The 22,455-nt window shown below is 72.5% G+C and carries 19 protein-coding genes; 11 read left to right on the plus strand and 8 right to left on the minus strand.

Features of this window, described 5'->3' with window-relative positions:
- Together ABT300_RS17950 and ABT300_RS17955 are read right to left on the minus strand one after the other, a co-directional pair.
- Window positions 1-1,085, minus strand: a 1,085-nt coding sequence (locus ABT300_RS17950) for an ATP-binding cassette domain-containing protein (protein WP_351676398.1), incomplete at its 3' end; no start/stop codon positions are given.
- An 11-nt stretch (window positions 1,086-1,096) separates the two neighbouring features.
- Window positions 1,097-2,134 (minus strand): sugar ABC transporter substrate-binding protein, encoded by a 1,038-nt coding sequence (locus ABT300_RS17955; RefSeq protein ID WP_351676400.1) that lies wholly within the window; start codon window positions 2,132-2,134, stop codon window positions 1,097-1,099.
- Between the two features lie 236 nt (window positions 2,135-2,370).
- On the opposite strand from ABT300_RS17955, the gene ABT300_RS17960 reads away from it, so the two are divergent.
- The 3 genes from ABT300_RS17960 to ABT300_RS17970 all read left to right on the plus strand — a co-directional run bounded on the left by ABT300_RS17960 (window position 2,371) and on the right by ABT300_RS17970 (window position 5,982).
- Window positions 2,371-3,408 (plus strand): helix-turn-helix transcriptional regulator, encoded by a 1,038-nt coding sequence (locus ABT300_RS17960; RefSeq protein WP_351676402.1) that lies wholly within the window; start codon window positions 2,371-2,373, stop codon window positions 3,406-3,408.
- Between the two features lie 242 nt (window positions 3,409-3,650).
- Window positions 3,651-5,075: a family 43 glycosylhydrolase gene (locus ABT300_RS17965; RefSeq protein WP_351676485.1), complete on the plus strand. Its 1,425-nt coding sequence runs from the start codon at window positions 3,651-3,653 to the stop codon at window positions 5,073-5,075.
- A gap of 238 nt (window positions 5,076-5,313) precedes the next feature.
- A complete protein-coding gene (locus ABT300_RS17970) occupies window positions 5,314-5,982 on the plus strand; it encodes a YceI family protein (protein ID WP_351676405.1) in 669 nt (222 codons plus the stop codon).
- 70 nt (window positions 5,983-6,052) lie between these two features.
- Here ABT300_RS17970 and ABT300_RS17975 read toward each other — a convergent pair whose 3' ends face one another.
- Window positions 6,053-6,433 (minus strand): winged helix-turn-helix transcriptional regulator, encoded by a 381-nt coding sequence (locus tag ABT300_RS17975; protein ID WP_351676407.1) that lies wholly within the window; start codon window positions 6,431-6,433, stop codon window positions 6,053-6,055.
- 130 nt (window positions 6,434-6,563) lie between these two features.
- Between ABT300_RS17975 and ABT300_RS17980 the strand changes: the two genes are divergently transcribed.
- The gene (locus ABT300_RS17980) at window positions 6,564-7,217 is read left to right on the plus strand and encodes an FMN-dependent NADH-azoreductase (RefSeq protein WP_351676410.1); all 654 of its coding nucleotides are present in this window, start codon (window positions 6,564-6,566) and stop codon (window positions 7,215-7,217) included.
- Window positions 7,218-7,269: 52 nt separating this feature from the next.
- Here ABT300_RS17980 and ABT300_RS17985 read toward each other — a convergent pair whose 3' ends face one another.
- Window positions 7,270-8,079: an MBL fold metallo-hydrolase gene (locus tag ABT300_RS17985; protein ID WP_351676413.1), complete on the minus strand. Its 810-nt coding sequence runs from the start codon at window positions 8,077-8,079 to the stop codon at window positions 7,270-7,272.
- Between the two features lie 87 nt (window positions 8,080-8,166).
- On the opposite strand from ABT300_RS17985, the gene ABT300_RS17990 reads away from it, so the two are divergent.
- Window positions 8,167-8,769: an ABATE domain-containing protein gene (locus tag ABT300_RS17990; RefSeq protein ID WP_502977955.1), complete on the plus strand. Its 603-nt coding sequence runs from the start codon at window positions 8,167-8,169 to the stop codon at window positions 8,767-8,769.
- Window positions 8,770-8,787: 18 nt separating this feature from the next.
- Here ABT300_RS17990 and ABT300_RS17995 read toward each other — a convergent pair whose 3' ends face one another.
- Window positions 8,788-11,973: a glycoside hydrolase gene (locus tag ABT300_RS17995; protein ID WP_502977956.1), complete on the minus strand. Its 3,186-nt coding sequence runs from the start codon at window positions 11,971-11,973 to the stop codon at window positions 8,788-8,790.
- A 223-nt stretch (window positions 11,974-12,196) separates the two neighbouring features.
- Between ABT300_RS17995 and ABT300_RS18000 the strand changes: the two genes are divergently transcribed.
- A complete protein-coding gene (locus ABT300_RS18000) occupies window positions 12,197-12,937 on the plus strand; it encodes a class I SAM-dependent DNA methyltransferase (protein ID WP_351676419.1) in 741 nt (246 codons plus the stop codon).
- A gap of 218 nt (window positions 12,938-13,155) precedes the next feature.
- Window positions 13,156-15,318, plus strand: coding sequence for an ATP-binding SpoIIE family protein phosphatase (locus tag ABT300_RS18005; RefSeq protein ID WP_351676423.1), 2,163 nt, complete (start codon window positions 13,156-13,158; stop codon window positions 15,316-15,318).
- 186 nt (window positions 15,319-15,504) lie between these two features.
- Here the strand turns inward: ABT300_RS18005 and ABT300_RS18010 are convergent, their stop codons facing one another.
- Complete coding sequence (locus ABT300_RS18010; RefSeq protein WP_351676425.1) at window positions 15,505-16,689, minus strand: type III polyketide synthase; 1,185 nt, start codon at window positions 16,687-16,689, stop codon at window positions 15,505-15,507.
- Between the two features lie 556 nt (window positions 16,690-17,245).
- Here ABT300_RS18010 and ABT300_RS18015 point away from each other — a divergent pair.
- The gene (locus ABT300_RS18015; RefSeq protein WP_351676490.1) at window positions 17,246-17,884 is read left to right on the plus strand and encodes a hypothetical protein; all 639 of its coding nucleotides are present in this window, start codon (window positions 17,246-17,248) and stop codon (window positions 17,882-17,884) included.
- A gap of 37 nt (window positions 17,885-17,921) precedes the next feature.
- Here ABT300_RS18015 and ABT300_RS18020 read toward each other — a convergent pair whose 3' ends face one another.
- Window positions 17,922-18,740: a hypothetical protein gene (locus tag ABT300_RS18020; protein WP_351676428.1), complete on the minus strand. Its 819-nt coding sequence runs from the start codon at window positions 18,738-18,740 to the stop codon at window positions 17,922-17,924.
- A gap of 222 nt (window positions 18,741-18,962) precedes the next feature.
- On the opposite strand from ABT300_RS18020, the gene ABT300_RS18025 reads away from it, so the two are divergent.
- On the plus strand, window positions 18,963-19,331 hold the full coding sequence (locus tag ABT300_RS18025; protein ID WP_351676431.1) for an SMI1/KNR4 family protein: 369 nt from the start codon (window positions 18,963-18,965) through the stop codon (window positions 19,329-19,331).
- A gap of 30 nt (window positions 19,332-19,361) precedes the next feature.
- On the opposite strand, the gene ABT300_RS18030 is transcribed toward ABT300_RS18025, so the two are convergent.
- Window positions 19,362-19,781 (minus strand): hypothetical protein, encoded by a 420-nt coding sequence (locus tag ABT300_RS18030; protein WP_351676433.1) that lies wholly within the window; start codon window positions 19,779-19,781, stop codon window positions 19,362-19,364.
- 155 nt (window positions 19,782-19,936) lie between these two features.
- Here ABT300_RS18030 and ybiA point away from each other — a divergent pair, with 155 nt between their 5' ends.
- Both ybiA and ABT300_RS18040 read left to right on the plus strand, forming a co-directional pair.
- Complete coding sequence (gene ybiA, locus ABT300_RS18035) at window positions 19,937-20,404, plus strand: riboflavin biosynthesis intermediates N-glycosidase (protein ID WP_351676435.1); 468 nt, start codon at window positions 19,937-19,939, stop codon at window positions 20,402-20,404.
- A 26-nt stretch (window positions 20,405-20,430) separates the two neighbouring features.
- A complete protein-coding gene (locus tag ABT300_RS18040; protein ID WP_351676438.1) occupies window positions 20,431-22,374 on the plus strand; it encodes a pentapeptide repeat-containing protein in 1,944 nt (647 codons plus the stop codon).
- Window positions 22,375-22,455: the final 81 nt, after the last annotated feature.

A 22,455-nucleotide genomic window follows, 5' to 3' on the forward strand; every position in this document is an offset into this window, starting at 1 on the left:
GTCGCCGGCCGGCTGCTCCCCCGCGGTCTCGGCGGGCGGCTCGGTCTGGGCGCGCAGCGCCAGCACCGGGCTGCCGGTGCTCCCGCGGCGGGGCGGCTGCCGAAGAGGGTCTCGAGGATGCGGGTGCGGCCTGCTCCGATGAGGCCGTACAGCGCCACGATCTCGCCCTCGGCGACGTGCAGGTCCACGGGTCCGAAGCCCGGTCCTCGCAGGTCCTTCACCGTGAGGCGGGCCGAGCCGGGGCGTCCCGGGCGCGGACGCGGCGCGGCGTCGGACGCGGCCGGAGTCGTCCCGGGCCGGTCGCCCCGTTCGCCGGGCCCGCCGGGCGCCTCGGGCCGCTGTGCCGGGCCGTGCGGGGCGGAGGCGGCTCCGGCGACGGCCTCGACCAGCTCGCGCCGGGTGCGTCCCGCCACCGTGGAGCGATGGGTGACGCGGCCGTCCCGCAGCACCGTCACCGCGTCCGCGAGGCGTTCCACCTCGGCGAGCAGATGGGTGACGTAGACGATGGCCAGGCCCTGGGCGCGCAGGTGTTCCACGCGCGCTGCGAGGGCGTCGCTCTCGGCCCCGGACAGGGCGGCGGTGGGCTCGTCGAGGACGAGCACCGAGGCGCTGCGGCTGAGCGCCTTGGCGATCTCCACCAACTGCCGTTGCCCCATGGACAGTTCGCCGAGCCGGTCGCGCGGTGAGCAGGTGGCGGCGACCCGTTCCAGCAGGCCCGCCGCCACCTCCTCCTGGGCGCGCCGGTGGACGGTCCCGTACCGGGTCCACTCCTGGCCGAGGAAGATGTTCTCGGCGACCGTGAGGGAGTCGACGACGCTGAGCGTCTGGAAGATGATCGCCACTCCGGCGGCGATGGACTCGCGCGGGCTGAGCCGCGTGTGGACGGTTCCGTCGATCTCCATCGTGCCGGTGTCCGGCGGGTAGGCCCCGCCGAGGCACTTGATCAGGGTCGACTTGCCGGCGCCGTTGTGTCCGAGGAGTGCGTGCACCTGCCCCGCCGGGACGGTGAGGTCAACCCCGTCGAGGGCGCGCACTCCGCCGAACGACTTGCCGAGGCCGCGGATGCGGAGCGTGGGTTCGGTCATGCCGGCCGTGCCTAGACGTTCTGGGCGAGGAGGGCGTCGATGCGCGCGGCGTCGCCCGGCCCGACGAGGGCGATCGGCACCTGGGCGCTCGGGTTCGCCTTCCCGGCGGCGACGGCGAGGGGCACGTCGACGACGGCGTCGGCGATGTCCTGCGGCGCGAGGGCGGCCGACGCCCGGTAGAAGGTGCCCTGCTTGATCGCCAGCAGGGAGGGGGCTGCGCCGTCCTGGCCGCCGACGAAGGTCTTGGCGTCGGTCGTGGCGCGGCCCGTCTGCTGGAGCGCCTTGTACGCGCCGTACGCGGCGGCGTCCGTGACCCCGAGGACGAGGTTGAGGTCGGGGTGCTTGGCGAGCACCGCGCGGGTCTTCGACAGGCCGGTGTCGGGGTCGATGGCCTGCTCCCGGGCGACGACGTCGATGCCGGGCGCGGCCTTGGTGAAGGCGTCGATCATGCCCTTGGTCCGCTCGCGGCCGAGCTGGATGGTGTCGTCGGTGAGGAAGGCGATCTTCCCCTTGCCGCCGAGCTGCTCCTGGGCCCACTTGGCGGCGGCCTCGCCTAGGAGGGTGCCGCCCTTGAGGAAGTTGAACTGGATGTCGGCGCTCTGGTGTTCCAGCGACCCTCCGTAGGTGACCCAGATCAGGCCGGCGTCCATCGCGGCCTTCGCGATCGACTCGGTCGCCTCGAAGACCATCGGGAACGACACGATGGCGGGGATCTTCTGGGCGACCCAGGTGCGCAGGTTGCCGGCCTGGGCGTCGGCGTTCGCGGCGTCGTTGGTGGTCACCAGGGAGACGCCGCGCTTCTTCCCGGCGCCGGTGGAGAGCTTGACGAGCGACGAGTAGAGCGGGATCTGCGTGAACGGGTAGTCCAGACCGATCTTCGTGAGGGTCTTCGCTCCGGCGCCCGACGCCCCCGCGGCCTGTGCGGAGCTCGCGCCCCCGCCCGGCGCCGAGCAGCCCGCGGCGCCCAGCAGGGCGGCGGCGAGGGTCCCGCCGGACAGGCCGAGGAACTGCCGGCGCGAGGAGGGGGGCGGGGACGGGAATCTGTTCATGGCGGCGCTCTCCGCGGGTCGCGGCCCGGCCTCGCTGGCATCGGGCGTCGGGCTGTGCCGAACAGGAAAGACCCGGGCGACCCGCGCCGCCATCCGTACAAATACCGACCGGCCCGGACAGCGGGCGGTCGCCGACGCACTTCGGTCACGAAACGGCGAACCGCTTGTCGGACCGCCCGAAGAGCCATACCGTTAGGGACCAAACGACACTTGTCGTGGGTTCCCGGAGGCCCGCCATGATCAGCCACCAGCAGCTCGCGGCGGCCGCCCGCATCGGCATGCTCACCCGTGAACGGGACACCGCCTCGGCCTGCGCCCAGGCCCTGGACGAACTCGGGCGTGCCCTGCCCCTCGACGCGGCGACCCTGCTGGCGATCGACCCCCGCACCGGTGTGCACGTCCAGCTCGCGGGCATCGGCTACCCGGCCGGGACGTCCGAGTCGCTGGCCGCCGAGTTCACCTCGACCCCCTGGTACACGAACGTCGTCCGGCAGGCGCTGCCCCCGTCCATCACCGAGGACGCGGAGGACACGACGTCCGGCGGACAGCGGTTCCGCAACGGCTGGTTCTACGCCGAGCGGGTCCGCCCGGCCGGCTTCCGGGACGCGCTGACCGGGGCCCTGCGCCATCGCGGGCGCCTGGTCGGCCTGATCAACCTGTCCGTCGAGGGCTCCGGCGCGTACGACACGGACGCACGGCGGCTGCTCTCCTCGGTACTGCCGGCGCTGGGCGCCCTCGCCGACCCGGTCGCGCACACCGGCGACGCGGGCGACCTGCCGTCCGGCGCGGGCGCGAGCCTGGTCACGGCGGCGGGCGTCATCGACCTGCCCGGCCGTGAGCCGGCCGAGGTGCTGGCGGACGCCGCGTTCGCCTGTCTGGTCGGGGCGTTCACAGCCGCGGGCGGCCGGCGGCTGCGGGCACTGTGGCCCGTGGGCCGTGAGTGGCGGCGCGTGGTGCTGAGCCGGAGCACCGCGGGGTCGCCGCTGACCAGGGACGCGGTTCTCGTGACCGAGACGCCCACCGAGTTGCCGTACGGCCTGAGCCCGCGCGAGCTCGAGGTCCTCACCCGGGCCGCCCGCGGACAGACCAACCAGGCCATCGCCCAGGCCCTGTTCCTGTCCCCGCGCACCGTGCACAGTCACGTCGAGCACCTGCTCCGCAAGACGGGCAGCGCCTCACGCGCCGAGGCCACGGCCCTCGCGCTGCGCGACGGCCTGCTGCGGCCGACGCCGGAGGACCTGGAGCACTTCGTCGAACGCATGCCGGTCGCCTGACGCCCCCTTCGCCCCCTTCGGCACGGCGAAGTCACGGGAGGCGCACGCGACCCCTGTGACGGAAGTGTTGACCGGGGCAAGTGCAGAACCTATCTTTTGGCCGAGTTTACGAACGCTGTTCGACATACCGGCCATGGCGAGGGGCGGCATTCCCGCAGCCTCCGCACCCGCACCCGCACCCGCACCCGCACCAGAGGGAGTACTCCGTGACACCTGAGCTCAGCCGCCGAACGGTCCTCGGCATGATCGCCGGCTCGGCCGCCGCCACCGTCACGGGCGTCTCGGCCGGTACCGCTCACGCCGCCGCGCCCGCGTCACCCGGTGTGACCTACACGAACACCGTCGCCGAGCAGCGGGCCGACCCGCACATCTACAAGCACACCGACGGCTTCTACTACTTCACCGCCACGGTGCCGGCGTACGACCGCATCGTGCTCCGCCGCGCCACCACCATCCAGGGGCTGTCCTCGGCCGCCGAGACGACCATCTGGACCAAGCACGCCACCGGTGCGATGGGCGCGCACATCTGGGCCCCGGAGATCCACGTCATCGACGGCGCGTGGTACGTCTACTTCGCCGCCGGGGACGCCGAGAACATCTGGAACATCCGGCCCTACGTCCTTCAGTGCACCGCCGCGAACCCGATCACGGGGACCTGGACGGAGAAGGGGCGCATCGCCCTGCCGCTCAACACCTTCTCCCTGGACGCGACGACCTTCACCGTCAACGGCGCCCGTTACCTCGCCTGGGCGCAGAACGACCCGGCCGTCGGCCCCGGCACCAACATCTACCTCGCCCAGATGTCCGACCCCTGGACCATCACCGGCGCCCCGGTGATGATCAGCCGGCCGACCGCCTCGTGGGAGACCGCCGGAGGGGAGACGGTCAACGAGGGCCCGGCCGTGATCCAGCGGGGCGGCAAGGTCTTCATGACCTTCTCGGCCAGCGCCACCGACGCCAACTACTGCATGGGCATGCTGACCGCGTCCGCCTCGGCCGACCTGCTCAGCGCCTCGTCCTGGGCCAAGTCCACGGGCCCGGTCTTCGCCAGCAACGCCGCCACCAGCCAGTACGGCCCCGGGCACAACCAGTTCACGGTCTCCGAGGACGGCACGTCCGACATCCTCGTGTACCACGACCGCAGCTACAAGAACATCAGCGGTTCCCCGCTCAACGACCCCAACCGCCGCACCCGCGTCCAGAAGATCTACTGGAAGGCGGACGGCACGCCGGACTTCGGCATCCCGGTCGCCGACGGCCTCACCCCGATCCGGCTGTCCTCGTACAACTTCCCCGACCGGTTCGTCCGGCACTGGGAGTACCGCGCCAAGATCGAGGCGAACGTCGCGCCGCTGGCCGACTCGCAGTTCCGGGTCGTCGCCGGTCTCGCCGGCACGGGCACCGTCTCCCTGGAGTCGGCGAACTTCCCCGGTTACTTCCTGCGCCACAGGAACAACGAGGTGTGGGTGGAGAAGAACGACGGGACGGCGCTGTTCGCCGGCGACGCCTCCTTCACCGCCCAGGCCGGCCTCGCGGACTCCGCGGGCGTGTCCTACGAGTCGTACAACCTCCCGGGCCGCTACATCCGCCACTACAACTACCTGCTGTACGTCCAGACTCCCGGCACGGCGACCGACCGGGCCGACGCCACGTTCTACACGCAGTAGTCCGCACCCCGACCGCGGCCCGTCACCGCACGTCCCGACCGGGACCCGCCACGCGCACGCCGGACCGCGGCCCGTGGAGTCCGGTCGGGCCCTTCCCGTTCGGTGACGGCCGTGTGTGGATGTTGTAGCGCCCCGGCCGACGATGGCCGTCTATGAACCCTTCGGTACGCATTCGGACCGGCGGCGCTCTCGGCACGGGCTTGCAGCGGCGTCAGCCCGTGCAGTAACCACGTGAATCATGAACCTGTTCACCCGCGGAGCCGCCCTTCGGCGTTCGGCGCCCTCCGCCGCCGCCCGACTGCCCGCCGATCCGGCCGAGTTCACCCCCGGCGACTCCGGGGGCCGGCCGGATCCCGCGCTGGCCGCGCTGACCGGCGAGTGGATGATCGACCCCGCGCACAGCCGTGTCGGATTCTCGGTCCGGCACGCCCTGGTGACCACGGTGCGCGGGGCCTTCACCCGGTACGAGAGCCGCCTCTACTTCGACGGCCGCGACCCGGCCCGCTCGCGCGCCGAGATCGTGCTGGCCACCGCCAGCGTCGACACCGGCGTGGAGCAACGGGACGCCCACCTGACGGGCCGTGACTTCCTGGACGCGGCGGCCTATCCGCGGATGAGTTTCACCAGCACCGCCGTACAGCTCGCGGGCCCCGACGTCTATCGCATGACCGGGGACCTCACCATCAGGAACGTGACACGGCCCGTGGTCCTCGAGCTCACCTACCTCGGCCACGTCGTCGACCCGTTCGGCTACGAGCGCGCGGGCTTCGACGGCACCACCACGATCGACCGTTCCGCCTGGGGCCTGACGTACAACGCGCGTCTGGCGGAGGGCGGCGCCATGGTGAGCGAGAAGGTGCGCCTGCAGTTCGACATCGCCGCCATCCGCACCCCCGTCACGGGCTGACCCACGGGCTCCGCAGTGGAGCCGGCCTCGCATCACGCGGGTCGCCGGCGCCGCGCCGCCGTCGGCGGGCTCACTCCCCCGGTACGCCGGTCGCCGCGCCGCGGCATGATCCGTGCCGCCCCTCCGGCAGATACCGCTCCGCCCAGTCCCGTAGCTCCGCCAGAGCCGGCCCGAGGGCGGCGCCGGCCTCGGTCAGCCGGTACGCCACGCGCAGCGGCGGCCCCGCGTCCACCTCGCGCACCACGAGCCCGGCGGCGCCCAGCTCGGTCAGCCGGTCCGACAGCATGCGCTCGCTGATGCCCGGGATGGCCCGCCGCAGGTCGGCGAAGTGCACCGGACGCTCCATCAGCACGGCCACGATCAGGCCGGTCCAGCGCTTGCCGAGCAGGACGAAGACGCGCGTGATCCCGCCGTCCACCGTCTTGCAGGGCTCCGTGGCCGATTCGTCCATGCCGGAAGTGTACGGCAGCCTTCCTAGTAGCTGAAAAAAAGTAAGGTGCTGTGCTATCAATAGGTACACACGGAACGGCAGCTCCTTACCGACGTCCTGTCATGCCGTCCCCTTGCCCTGGAGACTTCTCATGGCCACGCTTCTGCACCTCGATTCATCGCTCTTCCCCGAGTCCGCCTCCACCTCGCGTTCGGTCACGGCGGCCTTCCGCCGGGCATGGGAGGAACAGCACCCGGACGGCGCCGTGATCTACCGGGACCTGGCAGACGACCCGGTGCCGCACCTGGACGCCCTCACCGCCTCTGCCGGGTACTCCGCTCCCGCCGACCGCACCGACGAGCAGGCCGCGGCCTTCGCTCCGCGGCAGGAGCTGATCGAGCAGCTGGAGAACGCGGACGCCGTGCTGATCGGCGCGCCGATGCTCAACTTCACGGTCCCCTCGACGCTGAAGACCTGGCTCGACCAGGTGATCCTCATGGGCCGCACCGCGCCTGCCGAGCAGTCGTCGGTGCGGGGCACGCCGGTCTACGTGGTGGCCAGCCGCGGCGGCTCCTACGCCCCGGGCACTCCGCGCGAGGGCTACGAGTACGTGCAGAACTACCTGCAGGCGGTCCTGGGCGACATGCTCGGCATGACGGTCGAGTTCATCGTCCCCGAGCTCACCGCCGCGCACTCCAATCCCGCCATGGCCGAGCTGATCCCGCTGGCCGAGGCCTCGAAGGCCAGGGCTCACGAGGAGGCCGTCGCCAAGGGCAAGGCAGCCGCCGCGAAGGCGGCCGCCTAGGAGACGACCAGTACGTCCAGGGGCGTCCGCCCCCGGACACACCGGCGGCGCGTCACCGCCGGTCCGCCGGACGGCTTGCGCTCCCCCAGTCCAGACGGTCGGCCAGCCCGGCGGCCGCGAAGGCGTCCCGCAGCTCCTCGCCGCCCTCGGTGAAGTGGGACCAGCTGTCGTAGTGGACCGGGACCACGCGGCGTGCGCCGAGGATCCGCGCGGCCTCGGCGGCCTGGGCGCTGTCCAGGACGAGGGCCGCTCCGTCGTAGAGGCCGGCGATGCGGGGCGCGCCGGCGAAGAGGACGGCGGTGCCCACCGGCCCGAACCGCGCGGCCGTCTCCCGGACCGCGTCCAGGGAGGCGTTGTCGCCGCTGACGTACACGGTGGGCAGCCCCTGCCCGGTCAGCACGAAGCCGACGACCTGTCCGGAGATCGGCTCGATCTCCTCGCGCGGGCCGGGACCGTGGACGGCCGGGACGCCGGTCACGGTGACGACTCCGCCGCCGGGCCGGTCCAGCGCGACGGACTCCCAGTCGGCCAGACCCCTGGCGCGGTCGCCGAGGCGCTCGGCGCCCGCCGGGGTGGTGAGGGTGAGCGGCACGTCGGCGAGGAGGGCGCGGCCGGAGCGGTCGAGGTTGTCGGCGTGCTGGTCGTGCGAGAGCAGGACCACGTCGACGGGGCCGAGATCGGCGGGGCCGCCGCGGGAGGGCGCCGTCTTGGTGAGCATCGGCCTTCCCGGCGTCGGATAGTCGCCGGGGTCGTCGAAGGTGGGGTCGGTGAGGATGCGCAGGCCGCCGTACTCGAAGAGGGCGGTCGGGCCGCCGAATACGCGGACGGGAAACGGCTCGACGGTCTCGACAGAAGAAGTCACGGCAAACACCTCACGGATGAGACGACTGTATCCGTGAGAAACTCTAGCCGTTTCTCACGGATGACGGCAAGCCGTACCATGAGACTCATGGATATGTCCGCGGACACCGAGCCGGCCGCGCCGCCCGCGCCGGGCGAGGAGCAGTACCCGGCGCTCGCCCTCGTCAACAGCACCGTCGCGCTGACCGGCGGCCGGTTCGCCGACCGTCTCGGCACACCGGCCGGGGCCGACCGGTGGCTCGCGGAGCACGGCCTCGCACCGGCGGACGCCGGACTGCAGGAGAGCTGCTCCGGGCGACTGCGCTCCCTGCGGGAGCAGGTCCGGGCCCTGCTCGCCGCGCGCGTCGCCGCGCTTCCGGCCCCGCCCGCCGCCCTGTCCGCCGTGAACGACGCCCTCACCCGGGCGCCGGCCGCCCCGCTCCTGCGGTGGGACGAGGACGGCGGCTTCTCCCGCGCGACCCCGCACCCCACCGACCGGATCCTGGACCACGCCCTCGCGGCCCTCGCCGCCGACGCAGCCGATCTGCTCACCGGAGCGGACGCCGCACGCCTCACCGCGTGCGGCTCCGCCCCCTGCACCCGCTACCTGCTGCGGCACGGACGCCGCCACTGGTGCTCGACCCGATGCGGCGACCGCGCCCGCGCGGCTCGCGCCTACGCACGTCGCACCCGGCCGACGACTGCCGGATGAGGCACGGCCGGCGCGGCCTCAGCGTCGGACGAGGCGGATCCGGTAGGTGCGGGTCTGCGATCCGTCCTCGCCGGTCACGGTGACGATCGCCGACCGTCCGCCGGGCTCGTCGCGATACACGACGGCGACCTTCGCGTAGGGGTCGCGGGCCGTCGCCGTGACCCGGCTGCGGCTCGGGACGCGGGTGACGACCCGGTAGTCGGCGGTCTCCGGGTCGAACGACGCGATCGGCGTGCCCGACACCTCGACCGACGCGACGCCCGCGTCCGAGGCGACTCCCGGGGCCTTGGCGAACACCTCGATCTCACCGGCGGTGATGTAGCCGCCCGGGCGCGCCGCCATGACGACCCGCACTGCGGACGCCGCCTTCGCCGCCACCGGGACGTCGACCACCGGCGTGCCCTCCACGCCGACCGCGACGGGGCCGCCCGCGTCGGTCCACTCCCCCGTAGCGGCCGCCCGGACCTGCACCTTCAGCGTCTCGGGGAACGAGGCGCTGCTCCCGTCCCGGTAGAAGTGCGTGACGATCCGGGTCAGGTCACGTGCCCGGGGCAGGGTGAACGTGATCGTGTCGGAGGGGTTCTTCGCGGTCCCCGGTTTCCAGTTGGACCAGGCCTTCTCGGACAGGTTGCCGTTGCGCAGGCGCTCCGCGGAGTACCCGCTCTCGGTGAACGTGGCCGCGACGAGGACGCCGTCGTCCGCGGCGATGTTGGTCTGCACGGGTTCCGTGACCTGCACCCGCGCCGTCGCGTCGACCGTGCCGCCGCCGACGATCCGGGCGACGCCCCGCACGGCGACGACCCCGGCGGTGTCGAACGACCCGTCGGCAGCCGGGTCCCAGGTCACCGGCAGGTCGACCCGGCCGCCGTGGCGGCCGACGCCGACGACGGTGGCCGGGAGGCCCGGCGTGCCGCCGACGTAGGTCTTGGCGCGGCCCGCGAGGGTCGAGGAGATCGTGTCGACGGTGACGACGGCGACCGCGGGCAGCCTGCGGCCGAGGGGGTCGGTCGCCTCGCCGGCGACCCGCACCGTCCCGGGGGCCCGCCACGTGCGGTCGGCGGGAAGCCTCCACACGACGGGGAGCGCGCCGCGGGCGCCGTCGCGGAACACCGGCGTCACCGTCTTCGGCAGTTCCGGCCGCAGCCCCGGCACGGTGAACGCGTCGGCGGGTTCGGTGCGCAGAACGGTTTCGTCGATCACGGACCAGCGCTGGTTCGCCGCGGAGGTCGGGGTGTAGGTGGACACCCTGGCCCCGTCCGCGGTCGACTGTCCGGCGACGTCGAGCAGCCGGCCGGTTGCGGCGTTGACGAACGTCCAGGCGCCGTCGCCGGTCGTCGACATGATCCACTGTGCCGCTTCGGCGACCCCGCCCTTCTGCGGCTTCTCCAGAACGGCCTGGTCGTCGCGCACGGTGAGCAGTTCGCCGGTCCCTGCGCGGGCGAGGGCGTAGCGTTCACGGTTGCCGATGCCGTGGGTCAACTTGCGTACGGACCAGAGCTGTTGTGCGCTGTCGGCGGCGTCGGTGCGCAGCACGACGCCGTCGCCGGCGTCCGACGGCGTGAGCGACTTCCCGCTCTGCGTCCCCTGGAGCCGGTAGACGTGCCCCGGCTGGACGAGCGCGGCGTCGCGCGCCACGCCGCCGACCCCGTCGACGAGGAAGGTCGTGACCGACTTGGCGGGAACGACGAGCGTGGCCGTCCGGTCGCTCACGTGGACCGGCGCGCCTCGTACCAGGGCGCCGTCGGCGCTGGTCACCACGGGCGTGACGGCGGCCCCCGGCGCGATCCTGCCGAAGCGGGAGAGGTCGAGGGTCACCGCGCGTGCGGAGGCGCCGCCGTTGACGTGCACGACGGTCGCCGTACGGCCGGACCTCTGCACCGCCGCGACGCTCGACGGATCGTCGGCCTTCACGAAGTGATCGCCCGGACGGATGTAGTGGGTGAAGTTGCGGATGGTGTGGAACTTGGAGTTGGTGCGGATCGGGCAGGTCTGCAGGGTGTCCTCGGCCGTGCAGTTGAACGGCACGTGGATGCTGCCCCAGTTCTTGCCCGCCGCGGCCTGCGGGACGGCGTCCTCGATCGGCTGCCAGAACACCCAGGCGGAGGGCTCCAGTTCACGCATGTCCTCGACCATCCGGGTGGCCATGCCGAGCCCCGGCTCCATGCCGGTGAAGTCGGTGCCGACGCCCCAGGTGCCCTCGACCTCGCTCATCCACAGCTTCTTGTCGGCGCCCTTGGCGATGTCCCGCGCGCTGGTGCGCATGCCCGTGCCGTAGGTGTGCACGTTGAGCTGGTCGACGGCGGCGCGGGCGGGAGCGCCGTAGGCGTTCCAGTTCTGGGTGAAGACAGTGGGGTTGGTCTCGTCCATCGCGGAGACCCGCGCCTTCGTCCTCGCGCCGCGCAGGGCCTTGTCGAGTGCGAGGATCACCTTCTGCTGGAGTTCCGGGCCCGCGTGGGCGCCCTCCTGGCGTCCGCCCGTGGGCCGGCCGTCCGCGCCGATCTGGGTTCCCCAGTAGGGCGTGTTGGGCTCGTTGAGCGGGTCGATCGTGTCGAACGCGATGCCGTGGGCCTGCTCCAGTCGGTCGGTCGCCCCGGTGAGGTACGCGGCGAAGTCGTCGACGCGATCGGCGCGGATCTGGTCGGTGCTCGCGTCGAAGCCCCCGGAGACGTATCCGCTGACCGTCTGGAACCAGGGCGGCGAGTTGCTGAAGGCCTCCCAGTGGCTGACCTTGTCCTTGATCTGGTCCACCCACCAGCGCTGGCCGGCGTCTGCGTCCGCGTTCCAGTGGTCGGGGTCGTTCGGATCCCACCAGTCGACGTCGCGCCGGGTGGTCCCGGCGGGGGCCTTCCAGAAGCCCTCCATGGTGGCGCCCGGCTTCATGTAGTCCGTGCGGACGTCCGGAGCGTTGCCGCCGCCGATGTTGTACCGGGCGATGGTCAGGCCGAGGCCGTCCGCACCGAACAGCATGTCCACCAGGCGCCGTCGGATCGGGTCGGGGTAGCGGCCCGTGGCGTTGGCGAACCAGACGAGGCTGGTGCCCCAGCCCTCGAACTCCTGCTGCCGGTAGGACGGGTCGATGCGCACGGTGACCGCGCTCAGCGGCGCCGGATCGGCGCTCGCCGCGGGGGCGGCCATGAGACTCGCGCCGAGCGCCAGGGGAACCGCGGGCGCCAGCGCCCGGACGATGCGATGCCGAGGAGACACAGCACTCCCTTTCACAACACAGAGCCGAACAGAACCGAACAGAAGGACTCGCGCTCTGGGCATGCTTGAGGATGGCAATGAACTCGTCAAGACGGCGGACAGGCCGAGATCCACGAGGGCGGCCCTCGGCGTCCGATACATCCGGAAAGCGCTTTCCCTCCTTCTCCGCAAGGGCGGAAAAGCCGTCGACAGCATCCCCCGACGCCCGACAGAGTGGCGGCTCATGACGAGCAGTGAGGTATGGACGCGAGCGACCGCCGACCGCTACGACGCCGAGGAGACCACGATGTCCTCGGCCGCCGTGCTGGGACCCACGCTCGCCTTCCTCGCCGAGCTCGCCGGCCGGGGCCGGGCGCTGGAGTTCGCCATCGGGACCGGACGCGTCGGCGTCCCGCTCCAAGAACGCGGCGTGCCGGTCGCGGGCATCGAGCTGTCCGAGCACATGACCGCGCAGCTGCGCCGCAAGATCGGCGAGGACGCGCTCCCGGTGACCGTCGGGGACATGGCCACCACTGTCGTGGCCGGCGAGTTCACCCTGGTCTATCTGGTCTACAACACCATCACGAACCTGCTCACGCAGGACGAGCAGGTCGCATGCTTTTGCAACGCCGCCCGCCATCTGGAGCCCGGCGGCCGATTCGTCGTCGAGCTGGGCGTGCCCCCGCTGCGGTTCCTGCCGCCCGGCCAGGTCGCGGCGCCGTTCGACGTGTCCGAGCGGCATCTCGGCTTCGACACCTTCGACCTCGTCGAGCAGATCCTCGTCTCCCACCACCTCACCCGCGACGGCGACGACGGCCGCTACCGCCGGGACGCCTCACGGCACCGGTACGCCTGGCCGGCCGAGCTCGACCTGATGGCCCGGATCGCCGGGCTCGAGCTGGAGCGCCGCGTCGCCGACTGGGACGGGTCGCCGTTCACCCAGGACTCCGGCAAGCACGTCTCGGTGTGGCGCAAGCCCGCCTGAGCGCCGGCCGCCAAGCCGTCGGCAAAAGCACCGGGCCGCGCCGGGCCCGTCGCCCGCCGGTGCTCCTCACCCTCCGTGTCCGTCACGCGATCCGCTGGTGTGGGCGAAGCGACGCCCGGTGTTATTCAATGAGGTGTGCGGTCAGGGATCTCGGGGCCCCGTCGCACGGGTCCGAGTAACACACCCGGCGCTGGGCCGGGGAATGCCGAGAGAGCAGCATGGACTGCACGCCGTCGTCCTCGTCCTCATCCCCGTTCGACCTGCTCAGCCGCGCCCTGGGACGCTACTCCCCGCGCGGAGGGCCGGCAGCGGCAGCGGGCCCCGCAGGCACTGAGGGCGGCCGCGCCGCCGGGCCGCGCCCGCCCGACGAGCCGGCAGCCGACCCTCACGACCAGATCCTCGGCGTGGTCAACCTGGACAGGGAGCTGCGGATCACCCGCTGCAATCTGGACGCCGCCGTGTTCAGGGGTCTGGACGCCGTGATCGGGAGCCCCTTCGCCGATCTCCTGCCGCCCGGTGACGTGCCCACGGTCACCCGGCGGCTGCGGCAGGTCCTGGAGATCGGCGAGGCGCACGTCGCCCGGATCCAGCGTCTGCGGCGCGGCGACGGGTCGGAGCTGGTGGTCTCCATGAGCATCCTGCCCGCGGCGGCGCCCCAGGAGGGCCTGACCGTCTCCCTGATCGCCATGGCCAGGCGGCTGCATCTGTACGCCGCCGAGACCGCGATCGGCACCTCCCTCGACATCGGCGAGACGGCGCAGTCACTGGCGGAGTCCCTGCTGGCGTGGGGAGACGTGGCCGCCGTCGACCTCGACTTCGCGGTGTGGACGGGTGAGGGAGTCACCGAGCACGCTCAGGGACGCATCCGGCTGCGGCGGGCGGCCCTGGTGCCGGACCGGGTGTGGCCCGCGGGTTACACGACCCCCGGCGACGATCTCCCGAACGACGCGAGCCGCCTCCTGGCGCAGGCGGTGCGACGGGACGACGCGCCGCAGGCCATCGTCATACCGGACCGGGAGGCGGTCGAGCGGCTGCTCGGCAGTCCCCGGGTGATCCGCGCCCTGGTCCCCGGCGACAGGTCGGCGAGCGTGGCGTGCATACCGCTGGTGCTGGACGGCACGCCGCCCGTCGTGCTGGGCGTGGCGGAGGTCTGGCGGCGGGCGGACAGCCCCTTCCGCGACAGCGAGCTCTTCGACCTGCAGGAACTGGTGGCCAGGACCGCCCACCACGTCGACCTGGCCCGTCAGCACCACCGCGAGCACACCCAGGTGCTGGCGCTGCAGCGCCGGCTGCTGCCCCGCAGGAGCGGCCACACCATGGAGATCGCCAGCGTCTACCAGCCCGCCACCCCGGACAGCGCGGGCGTCGGCGGCGACTGGGTGAACAGCTTCCCGCTGCCCGACGGGCGTACCGCGCTGGTGGTCGGAGACGTCGTGGGGCACGGTCTGGGGGCCGCGGCGACCATGGGCCAGCTGAGCATGGAGGCCCGCGCCCTGCTGTCCGCGGGACTGGCCCCCGACGAGGTGCTGGAGCACCTGGACGAGACCGTGACCCTGCTGGACGACGCGGATTCCGGGCTTGCGGCCGGCTACAGCGCCCTCGGCTCCACCTGTTGCATCGCCCTCTACGACCCGGTCAGTCACCGGGTGACGCTCGCCAGCGCCGGTCATCTCCCCCCGGTCATGGTGCTTCCGGACGGCCGGGCGGGCCCGCTCGCGGTCACCCCTCATCCGGGCCTCGGCGCCGAGTTCGCGCTGCGGGAGCCGTTCGACGTCCACACCTTCGACGCACCGCCGGGTTCTCTGCTCGCCCTCTACACCGACGGCCTGGTGGAGGACCCGGCCCTGTCGATCGACGAGGGGATCGACAGACTGGCCGCCACCATGTCCGCGGTGCACCCCTGGGACGCCCTGCAGCAGGCCGCCCGGCACATCGTCGCCACGCTGGCGCCCGTACGGCGGCGCGACGACGTGACTCTGCTGCTCGTGCGCACGATCGGCTACCGCAAGGAGGACACCGCGACCTGGCGGCTGCCCGCCCGCGACGACGCGCCCGTCCGGGCCCGCACGCACGTCGACACCCTGCTGCGCCAGTGGCACACCCGGGACGACGTCCGGGACGACGTGACGCTGTTGGTCGGCGAGCTCGTCACGAACGCGGTGCGGTTCGCCGCGGGCCCCGTCACCGTGCGGCTGATCAGGGCCGGTCACGGCCTGCTGTGCGAGGTGGGCGACACCGGCAACGGCAGGCCGCGTCTGAGCAGGGGCGGCCTGCTCGACGACGGCGGGCGCGGACTGCACATCGTGCACCGGCTCACCACCAGGTGGGGGGTCCGGTGGACGGACACCGGCAAGGTGGTCTGGGCGGAAGTCTCGCGGTGACACGACACCGGGGGCGCGAGCGGCGGCGGCGAGGCGCCGGGGGCGGGCGGGCCGGAGCGGCGGGGCCGGGGCGGTGGGACGGGGGTGAGACCGGGCGGCCTGGAGGCGTGGGGCCGGGGGGGGGACCTGGAGGCGTGAGACCGGGAGGCGATGCGGCTCGTACCGGGGGCACGGGCGGGCTGCTCCCTACAGCCACTCCCCTTCCAACGCGGTGGCAGTGAGGCCCGGCGCCGCCGCGTACAGGACAGCGCGGTCGCCCGACTTCTGACCGGCGTCGTGCGCACGCCTCAGGATGTCGAACACGGCGGCGCCTCCGCGGTTGCCGGTGGTGTAGCTGGCCCGGCTGTAGTCCAGCAGACCCGTCGGCCAGCTGTCGGGCATCGTCTGCTCCATGTACTCCAGTACGCGGGTCCCGCCGGGGTGCGCGAGCAGCACGTCGGGGTGCCAGGCGTCTGGGGCGTCCTCGTAGCGGAGGCGCAGCCACTCCCACATCGCGGTGACCGTGTCCTGCACGGCGCGCGGCCCGCGCCGGTCCATCACGAAGTGGGCGCCGTCCGCCCGCGTCTCCAAGCGGTGCAGGTCCTGGGTGCCGGGCAGGGTGTGGTGCCAGGCGGCGTCGAGCCGCAGCGCCGATTCGGGCCTCGGGCGGCCCGTGACCACCGCGGCGACCGCGGTGTCCGCGAACAGCAGCCGGACGATCAGGGACTCCAGGGTGTCGTCCGCGGGCTGGTACGTCGTGCTCAGCGCCTCCGAGATCACCACCAGCACCACCCGGTCGGGGTCCGCGGCCACGAGATCCGCCGCCAGCGCCAGGGAGCGGGTTCCCGCGACACAGGCCCACTGCGTGGCGGGCAGCAGCATCGCGTCGCTGCGGAGCTGGAGCCTGTTGGCCAGGGCGACGTCGAGACCGGGCAGCGCCGGGGTGGTGGAGTGACTGGTGATCAGGCAGTCGACGTCGGCGGCGTCCAGTCCGGCGATCTGCAGGGCTCCGCGGGCCGCGCGCTCCCCGTAGGACTGCACCGCCTCCCAGGCCGGCGCGGTGCGCTCCTGGACGGTCTGCGGCACGGGTATCGACTCGAGGGCGGCTGTCACGCGGTCCACGTCCTGCGGGGTGAACCCCTCGCGGGACAGCGCCTCTTGGGCGGCCCCGACACCGCAGGCCCGCAGGCCGCCGCCGTCGCCGGGTGCGACGGCCGTCTCCAGCGGCAGCATCCAGCCGCGGGTCTCGATGCCGGTGCCGGCGGCGATGCCGTCGATCCGCGGCGCCCACGGCGCGTGCGGGTGCCGGTCGCGGACCTCCGCCACGATCTGGCTGGTCTGCACGGTGTGCTCGCCGTGGATCACGGCAGGGGGACAGAGGTAAGCGGCCATGGTGGGCACCCTTTCGAGGGGAACGAGGAGGAACGTCACGAGGACGGCGCCATGGGCCACTTCGGAACTTCGCGCCCATGCCGAGGGGCTCCGCTTCGGGAGTCGCTGTGTGTCTCGAGCATGGAGGCTAAATGGACATTTCCGCTGTGACTCAGACAACTTGGGCGGCATCAGATGCGCGTGATACGGCACACACCACGGCAACGCGGACTTCCGGCACACTTCCCCCCGAGTCGACCTGACCCCCCGTCAGTCCGGGACGTTCTCCACCGCCTGCGCCGCTGACCTGCGGATTCCCACGGCAGGGCGACACGACCGCTTCCCGCCGATCACGCGGAGGCGATGCGGGTACCCCCGGCGGCCGGCCCGCACCCGGCGGTGGGAGCCTTGGCGCCGGCACGGTCTCCGCACCGGGACCAGCACCGAACGAACCGAACCGAACCGCCGATCAGGCGAACCGCCGATCAGGCGCACTCGACTGGAGACACCTTTGCGGGACGGCTTTTCCGATGGCTTCTTCACGCGGCTGGCACACGACACGCACCCCGTGGACCTGATGTGCCTCTATCTGCTGCACGGCTCGGTAGAACGGATCCCCGGCCTGCTGGTGGACAGCCGGACGCTGTCGTTCGAGCACCTGAGCCGGCGGGTCCGGGCCGTGGACCGCTGGAGCCTTGACGACTCGGACACGTTCTCCCTGTACGTCAAGAAGAAGGTGCACGGGCGGCTGTACGGCTTGGCGTTCAAGATCCACTTCCTCGCCGGCGAGCCCTACGCCGACGCGGTGATTCCCTTCGGCGCGACGGTCGACCTGCCCCGGTTCATGCACCGCTTGCGTGGGCGCCACGCCTCGCAGGGAGTCCCGGGCGACTGGGATTTCGACGTGTTCACCGACGTACGCGATCTCAGCGAGAGCGTCGTGCTGTTCGGCAACCGCCGCGAGGTCTGGTTCCAGGCCGACCGTCGCGCGGGCCGACTGGTGACGGGCCGTCTGCACGGGAACCGGTTCGGGACGAGCACCCGACCGCATGGGGGAGGAGTCATGTTTCCCGACCGCCTCGCCGCCGTCCCGGACGCCTCGGCCGAGGCGCGGGCCTACCGGCGCCACGTGGCCAGGCTGCGCGATCCTCTCCCCCTGCCGGCGCGACTGCGGTCCGGCCCCGGGTCCGGCGTCGGGAAGAGCCGCGCTCTGTGAACTGCCCGCCGCCGGGGCACGGGGCGGAGGCGTGCCCCTACTCGGTCGGACCGGATCCCCGGGCGAGGTTCTCGTCGGCGGACGCCGGGCGGCGAACGTGCGGCGACGTCGTGTCCGCCGGCACTGCGGTGACGGGGTTCAAGCCCTGCTCCGCCGCCCAGGCGCGCAGTGCGGCTTCGGCCTCCTCACGGGACTGGGGGCCTCGGTCGAGGTGGAGTTGCCGGAGGTGGCGGATGGCCGCCCCCGTCGTCCGGCCTTGGGGCAGGCCGAGCAGCGTCATGATCTCCCTGCCGTCGAGGGGCGCCGGGATGCCCTGCAGCCGCTCGGAAACGGCTCGCTCGGCTGCGGCTCGCTCCTCGTGCTCGCGCTTGACCTGCTCTCCCACATGCCAATCGTCGTAGTCGGCCACGTCGCAGGCCTGCAGAGCGGCCCGGCGCCAGTCCTCCTCGTCCCGCCCCTCGCCGAGGCCCACTTCCACGAACAGATCGCGGTGGTCCGCCGCGCCGGGGCCCGCCGGAGCCACACCGAGCCGGGCGAGCGCCGCGTTGATCGGCCAGTCCTCCCGCGGACCGCTGAACTCGGAGGTGTGCACCGGCCCCCATTCCCGCACACCGGCCCGCCACAAGGCAGCGGTCTGATCCCCCTCGCCGCCCCAGAAGTCCGCTTGCACATGGGCCACCGGCCCACCTTGTGAGAGGTCGCCCAGCATGTCCGGCAGGTCACCGCGGAGCGCGGCGGAAAGGGGCAGCAGCCCCATACGTTGCCTGAGCGGGGCGACCACCGCCCCCGGCACTCCTCCGGCCCAGCTTCGCAAGCGGTCGAAGTCACCCACGACGGCGTCGAGTCGGTACGACATCCGCGCACCATAGCCGGTTCCGCCTGCTGGCTCGCGGTGAAGCGCACCCACGGCGTCGGTCACGGTGATCCCTCCGGCGGGGGCCGGCCCGCATCGCATGGGATCAGTAAGGTCGGGTCGCGACGAGCGTGGTGCCGGCGGTGGGGCCGGGCTCGCGTCCCGGGACGAGCCGGGGCGCGCAGGGCCCGCCGAGTCCGTCAAGGGTGGAGGAGCAGCGTCGACATGACAGAGTCGGTCACCGGTTCGGCGGCGGCCACGTCGGCCGATGTGGCGCGGGCTCGGGCCGAGATCGCGCTGGACCTTCCCGCTCCGCTCGTGGCGCTGTGGAAGGTCACGGACGGCTTGACGACCGATGCCGGTGTGACCGTCTACTCGGCTGGGTGCATCGGCGAACGCAACGCCACCTACGAAGTCGCCCAGTGCGCACCGGGATTCCTTCTCGTCGGCGACGACAGCGGCGGCCGCGGGTTCCTCCTGCGTGCCGACGATCCGGACTCCGCGGTGTTCTCCTCGGACCTCGGCGACCTGAGTGACGAAGGCTTCGAAGTCGAGTCCGCGGGCTTCGCGTCCTGGCTTCACGACGTGCGGTAGGCGGCGACTCCCCGCCCGACCGCATGTCCGTCACGGCGTGTAGTAGACGGCGTACTGGGCGGAGTGCGCCTCGACGGAGAAGTCCTCGAAGTCACCGGCCTCCTCGCAGTCGAGCAGCCGCTGAAGCGCCGCTTCGGCTTCGGGGAGACCCTGCGACAACAGGTGCGCCTTCGTCCTGGCCAGTCCGCTTCCGCACAGCGACTGGACGTCGATCGAGCAGTCGGCGTCCATGCTGGCGGACTTGGCCTGCCAGATGAGCAGCACGTCCTCGAGACCGCCGGCGTTGAACAGCTGAACGCAGCACAACTTCATCAGCTCGGTGTCGCCGCGTCCCTGAGCCTGCCGCTCCAGCCGGATCTGCCCTCCGAGTAGTTCGCGAACCTCGTCGAGCCCCACGCCGACGGGGTGCAGACCGTAGCGGTCGAGGCACTCGTCTTCGTCCATCGCCATGCCCTTTCCCTCAGGGACATCTGATCACAGCGGACAGCGGAGGCGGCCACTGCCTCCCGCGGCCCGAGTGACCGGCCACCGGGGCTCGGGTGCGGCTTCAGGAGCATGGGTCTGACACCATGCGGGGTTCAATGACTCCCGCGAGGAGGGACCTGATGACGATCTACTTCTACGGCGCCGACGAGGTCCCGTACGGATGCTTCTCGAACTTCTCCGATCACGGCTTCGACCTCGACGGGTTGTGGTGGCCCACTTCGGAGCACTACTTCCAGGCGCAGAAGTTCGCGGGCACGCGCCACGCCGAGCTCGTCCGGCGTGCTCGCACACCACTGCGGGCGGCCGAACTGGGCCGTGACGCCTCCAAGCCGCTGCGGAGGGACTGGGAGCGGGTCAAGGACGACGTGATGCGCCGTGCGGTCACGACCAAGTTCCGTGCCCATCGCGACATCCGTGAGGTTCTGCTGTCCACCGGGGACGAAGAGATCGTCGAGGACACCACCGCCGATCACTATTGGGGTCGCGGCAGGACCGGGACCGGCAAGAACATGCTCGGGAAGATCCTCATGCGCACCCGCAGCCGGCTCCGCGCCGAACTCGTCGAAGAAGCCGATGGCAGGCGGTGACCAGGACGCGGCCGGAGGCCTCCGAGGTGTTTCAGCGTGCCGCCGACCGCTTGGCCGGACCGGACAGCAGTCTCCACCACGCTGCGTTGCGGGAGTTGGAGACACTGGCGCTCACGGAAACCGCGCAGCGACGGCGCGTGGCCGAGGCCGTCTGCCGCTTCCTGCGCAGCCCGGTCGCGCAAGCCTCTGACGGTTCCGTCGGCCTGCGGACGGAGGCAGTCGCGACACTCGCCGCTCTGGCGCGCCGGCATCCGGCCTCGGACCAGACCCCGGCCGGTGCCGCGGACGATGCCGATGGCGATGGCGGTGCCGACTTCGGCGCCGGATGGGATGCCGGGTGCGGCGCCGACTGCGAGGACTGCCTCGACCTCGATCTGACCGGCGCCGTACTGCCGGACGTCGACTTCAGCGGCGGTCGTCTCGGCCGGGCCCGCTTGGCCGACGCGCACTTCGGCGGCGCGTGCGTGTTCGACGGCGCGCGTTTCAGCGGGGAGGCGCTGTTCCAGAGGGCGGTCTTCGAGGGCGAGGCGCGTTTCGCCGGCGCCCGGTTCGGCGACACGGCCGTGTTCGGACGTGCCAGGTTCCGGGCGGCCGCCGACTTCTCGGGCGCCCGCTTCCAGGGGATCGCCTGGTTCGGCCGGGGCGAGGACGAACTTTCCGAGGACGACCCGGCGTGGGAGGAGGCCGAGGCATGGCGCCCCGTCGCCTGGGACGAACCGGGCGAGGACGACCCGCTCTGGCCCCTGGCCGTACTGGAGGGCGACTACCAGGACTGGGAGGAAGGCGGCGACGGAGCGCGTTTCAACGGCCGGGTGTCGTTCGCTCGCGCACGGTTCGACAGAGCCGCCTGGTTCTGGAAGGCGCGCTTCGGCGGCGAGACGCTGTTCCACCGGGCCGTCTTCGGTGGCCGGGTCCACCTCGTGCACCCCGTGGCCGACCTCGCCGGCGCCAGGCTCTCCGACACCGCCCACGCCGAAGGACAGGTCTGGCCCCTCGGCTGGACCACGACCATGCCGGGGACCGACGACGGGAGCGACGGGCTGCTGACCCCCGACGAGACTGTCGCGCCCTACCACGGTCAGCTCGCCGACCCCGACCCCGAGGTGCGCCTCGCCGGCCTGCGCATCCTCGGTGAACTCGGGGACGCGGAGCCCCAGCTCAGGCAGCGTGTGGTGGACGCCGTCTGCTCGTATCTGCGGACGCCCCTGGCGTTCGGCGTCACCGCCGACGTCTTCGCCCTCACCCCCTCCCAGTTCGCGGAAGCGCGAACACGGCGGGCGGCTCAGCGGCTGCTCGCCGACCGCACGCGTCCCCGCGCCGACCGGCAGCCCTGGGAGGACATGCGCCTACGGCTCTCCGGAGCCACGCTGATCGACTTCGACGTGAGCGGATGCCGACTGGCTCACGCAGACTTCACCGGCACGCAGTTCCACGGGAGCACGACCTTCGCGGGCGCCTCCTTCGGCGACGCGTCGTTCAGCCTGCCCCACGTGCGCGAGGGACGCGCCTCCTTCCACGGCCCCGCCGACTTCTCGGGCGCCCGGCTCTCCCAGGGGACGCTGCGTCACTGCCTCTTCCACACGGACGACTCCGTACGCGCGACCGGAACCGTTCAGGACCTGGTCCGGATGCTGCTGGGAGCCAGGGGCGCCACGGCCGCCCCCGCCGACGTCACCGCCGCATTCCGCAAGGCGCTGCTGACAGCCGCCTCGGAGACCCCCGACAATCTCGCCTGCGTCGAGCACGTGGAGTACGGCACGGTGCCGGGCCCCTCGTACGCCCCTGAGCGGGGGAGGTCCGGGCTGAAGATCACCGGCGCCGACATCCTCGTCTCCGACCTGGCATGGCGTATCGAGGACGCCCCCGTCCCGGCGTCCGTCGCCGACGACCGTCCCGACCTCACCCCCGGGCAGTGGTCCGCCGCCACCCGCGTCATCACCCTCCTCCTGGGCGCACTCGAAGCGGACTGACCCACCCGGGGCCGTCCCTGACCGCCGCACCCGTGGGACGACGGAAGCGTCGGCATCGACGCTCACGTGCGGCGACTGCTT

It is taken from the genome of Streptomyces sp. NPDC001027 (assembly GCF_040299045.1).
In the GTDB taxonomy this organism is placed as follows: Bacteria; Actinomycetota; Actinomycetes; order Streptomycetales; family Streptomycetaceae; genus Streptomyces.

Coding starts and splice junctions, on each gene's coding strand:
- ABT300_RS17955 (WP_351676400.1), bottom strand. CDS start 2,134: ATGAACAGATTCCCGTCCCCGCCCCCCTCCTCGCGCCGGCAGTTCCTC.
- ABT300_RS17960 (WP_351676402.1), top strand. CDS start 2,371: ATGATCAGCCACCAGCAGCTCGCGGCGGCCGCCCGCATCGGCATGCTC.
- ABT300_RS17965 (WP_351676485.1), top strand. CDS start 3,651: ATGATCGCCGGCTCGGCCGCCGCCACCGTCACGGGCGTCTCGGCCGGT.
- ABT300_RS17970 (WP_351676405.1), top strand. CDS start 5,314: ATGAACCTGTTCACCCGCGGAGCCGCCCTTCGGCGTTCGGCGCCCTCC.
- ABT300_RS17975 (WP_351676407.1), bottom strand. CDS start 6,433: ATGGACGAATCGGCCACGGAGCCCTGCAAGACGGTGGACGGCGGGATC.
- ABT300_RS17980 (WP_351676410.1), top strand. CDS start 6,564: ATGGCCACGCTTCTGCACCTCGATTCATCGCTCTTCCCCGAGTCCGCC.
- ABT300_RS17990 (WP_502977955.1), top strand. CDS start 8,167: ATGGATATGTCCGCGGACACCGAGCCGGCCGCGCCGCCCGCGCCGGGC.
- ABT300_RS18000 (WP_351676419.1), top strand. CDS start 12,197: ATGACGAGCAGTGAGGTATGGACGCGAGCGACCGCCGACCGCTACGAC.
- ABT300_RS18005 (WP_351676423.1), top strand. CDS start 13,156: ATGGACTGCACGCCGTCGTCCTCGTCCTCATCCCCGTTCGACCTGCTC.
- ABT300_RS18010 (WP_351676425.1), bottom strand. CDS start 16,689: ATGGCCGCTTACCTCTGTCCCCCTGCCGTGATCCACGGCGAGCACACC.
- ABT300_RS18015 (WP_351676490.1), top strand. CDS start 17,246: ATGTGCCTCTATCTGCTGCACGGCTCGGTAGAACGGATCCCCGGCCTG.
- ABT300_RS18020 (WP_351676428.1), bottom strand. CDS start 18,740: ATGTCGTACCGACTCGACGCCGTCGTGGGTGACTTCGACCGCTTGCGA.
- ABT300_RS18025 (WP_351676431.1), top strand. CDS start 18,963: ATGACAGAGTCGGTCACCGGTTCGGCGGCGGCCACGTCGGCCGATGTG.
- ABT300_RS18030 (WP_351676433.1), bottom strand. CDS start 19,781: ATGGCGATGGACGAAGACGAGTGCCTCGACCGCTACGGTCTGCACCCC.
- ybiA (WP_351676435.1), top strand. CDS start 19,937: ATGACGATCTACTTCTACGGCGCCGACGAGGTCCCGTACGGATGCTTC.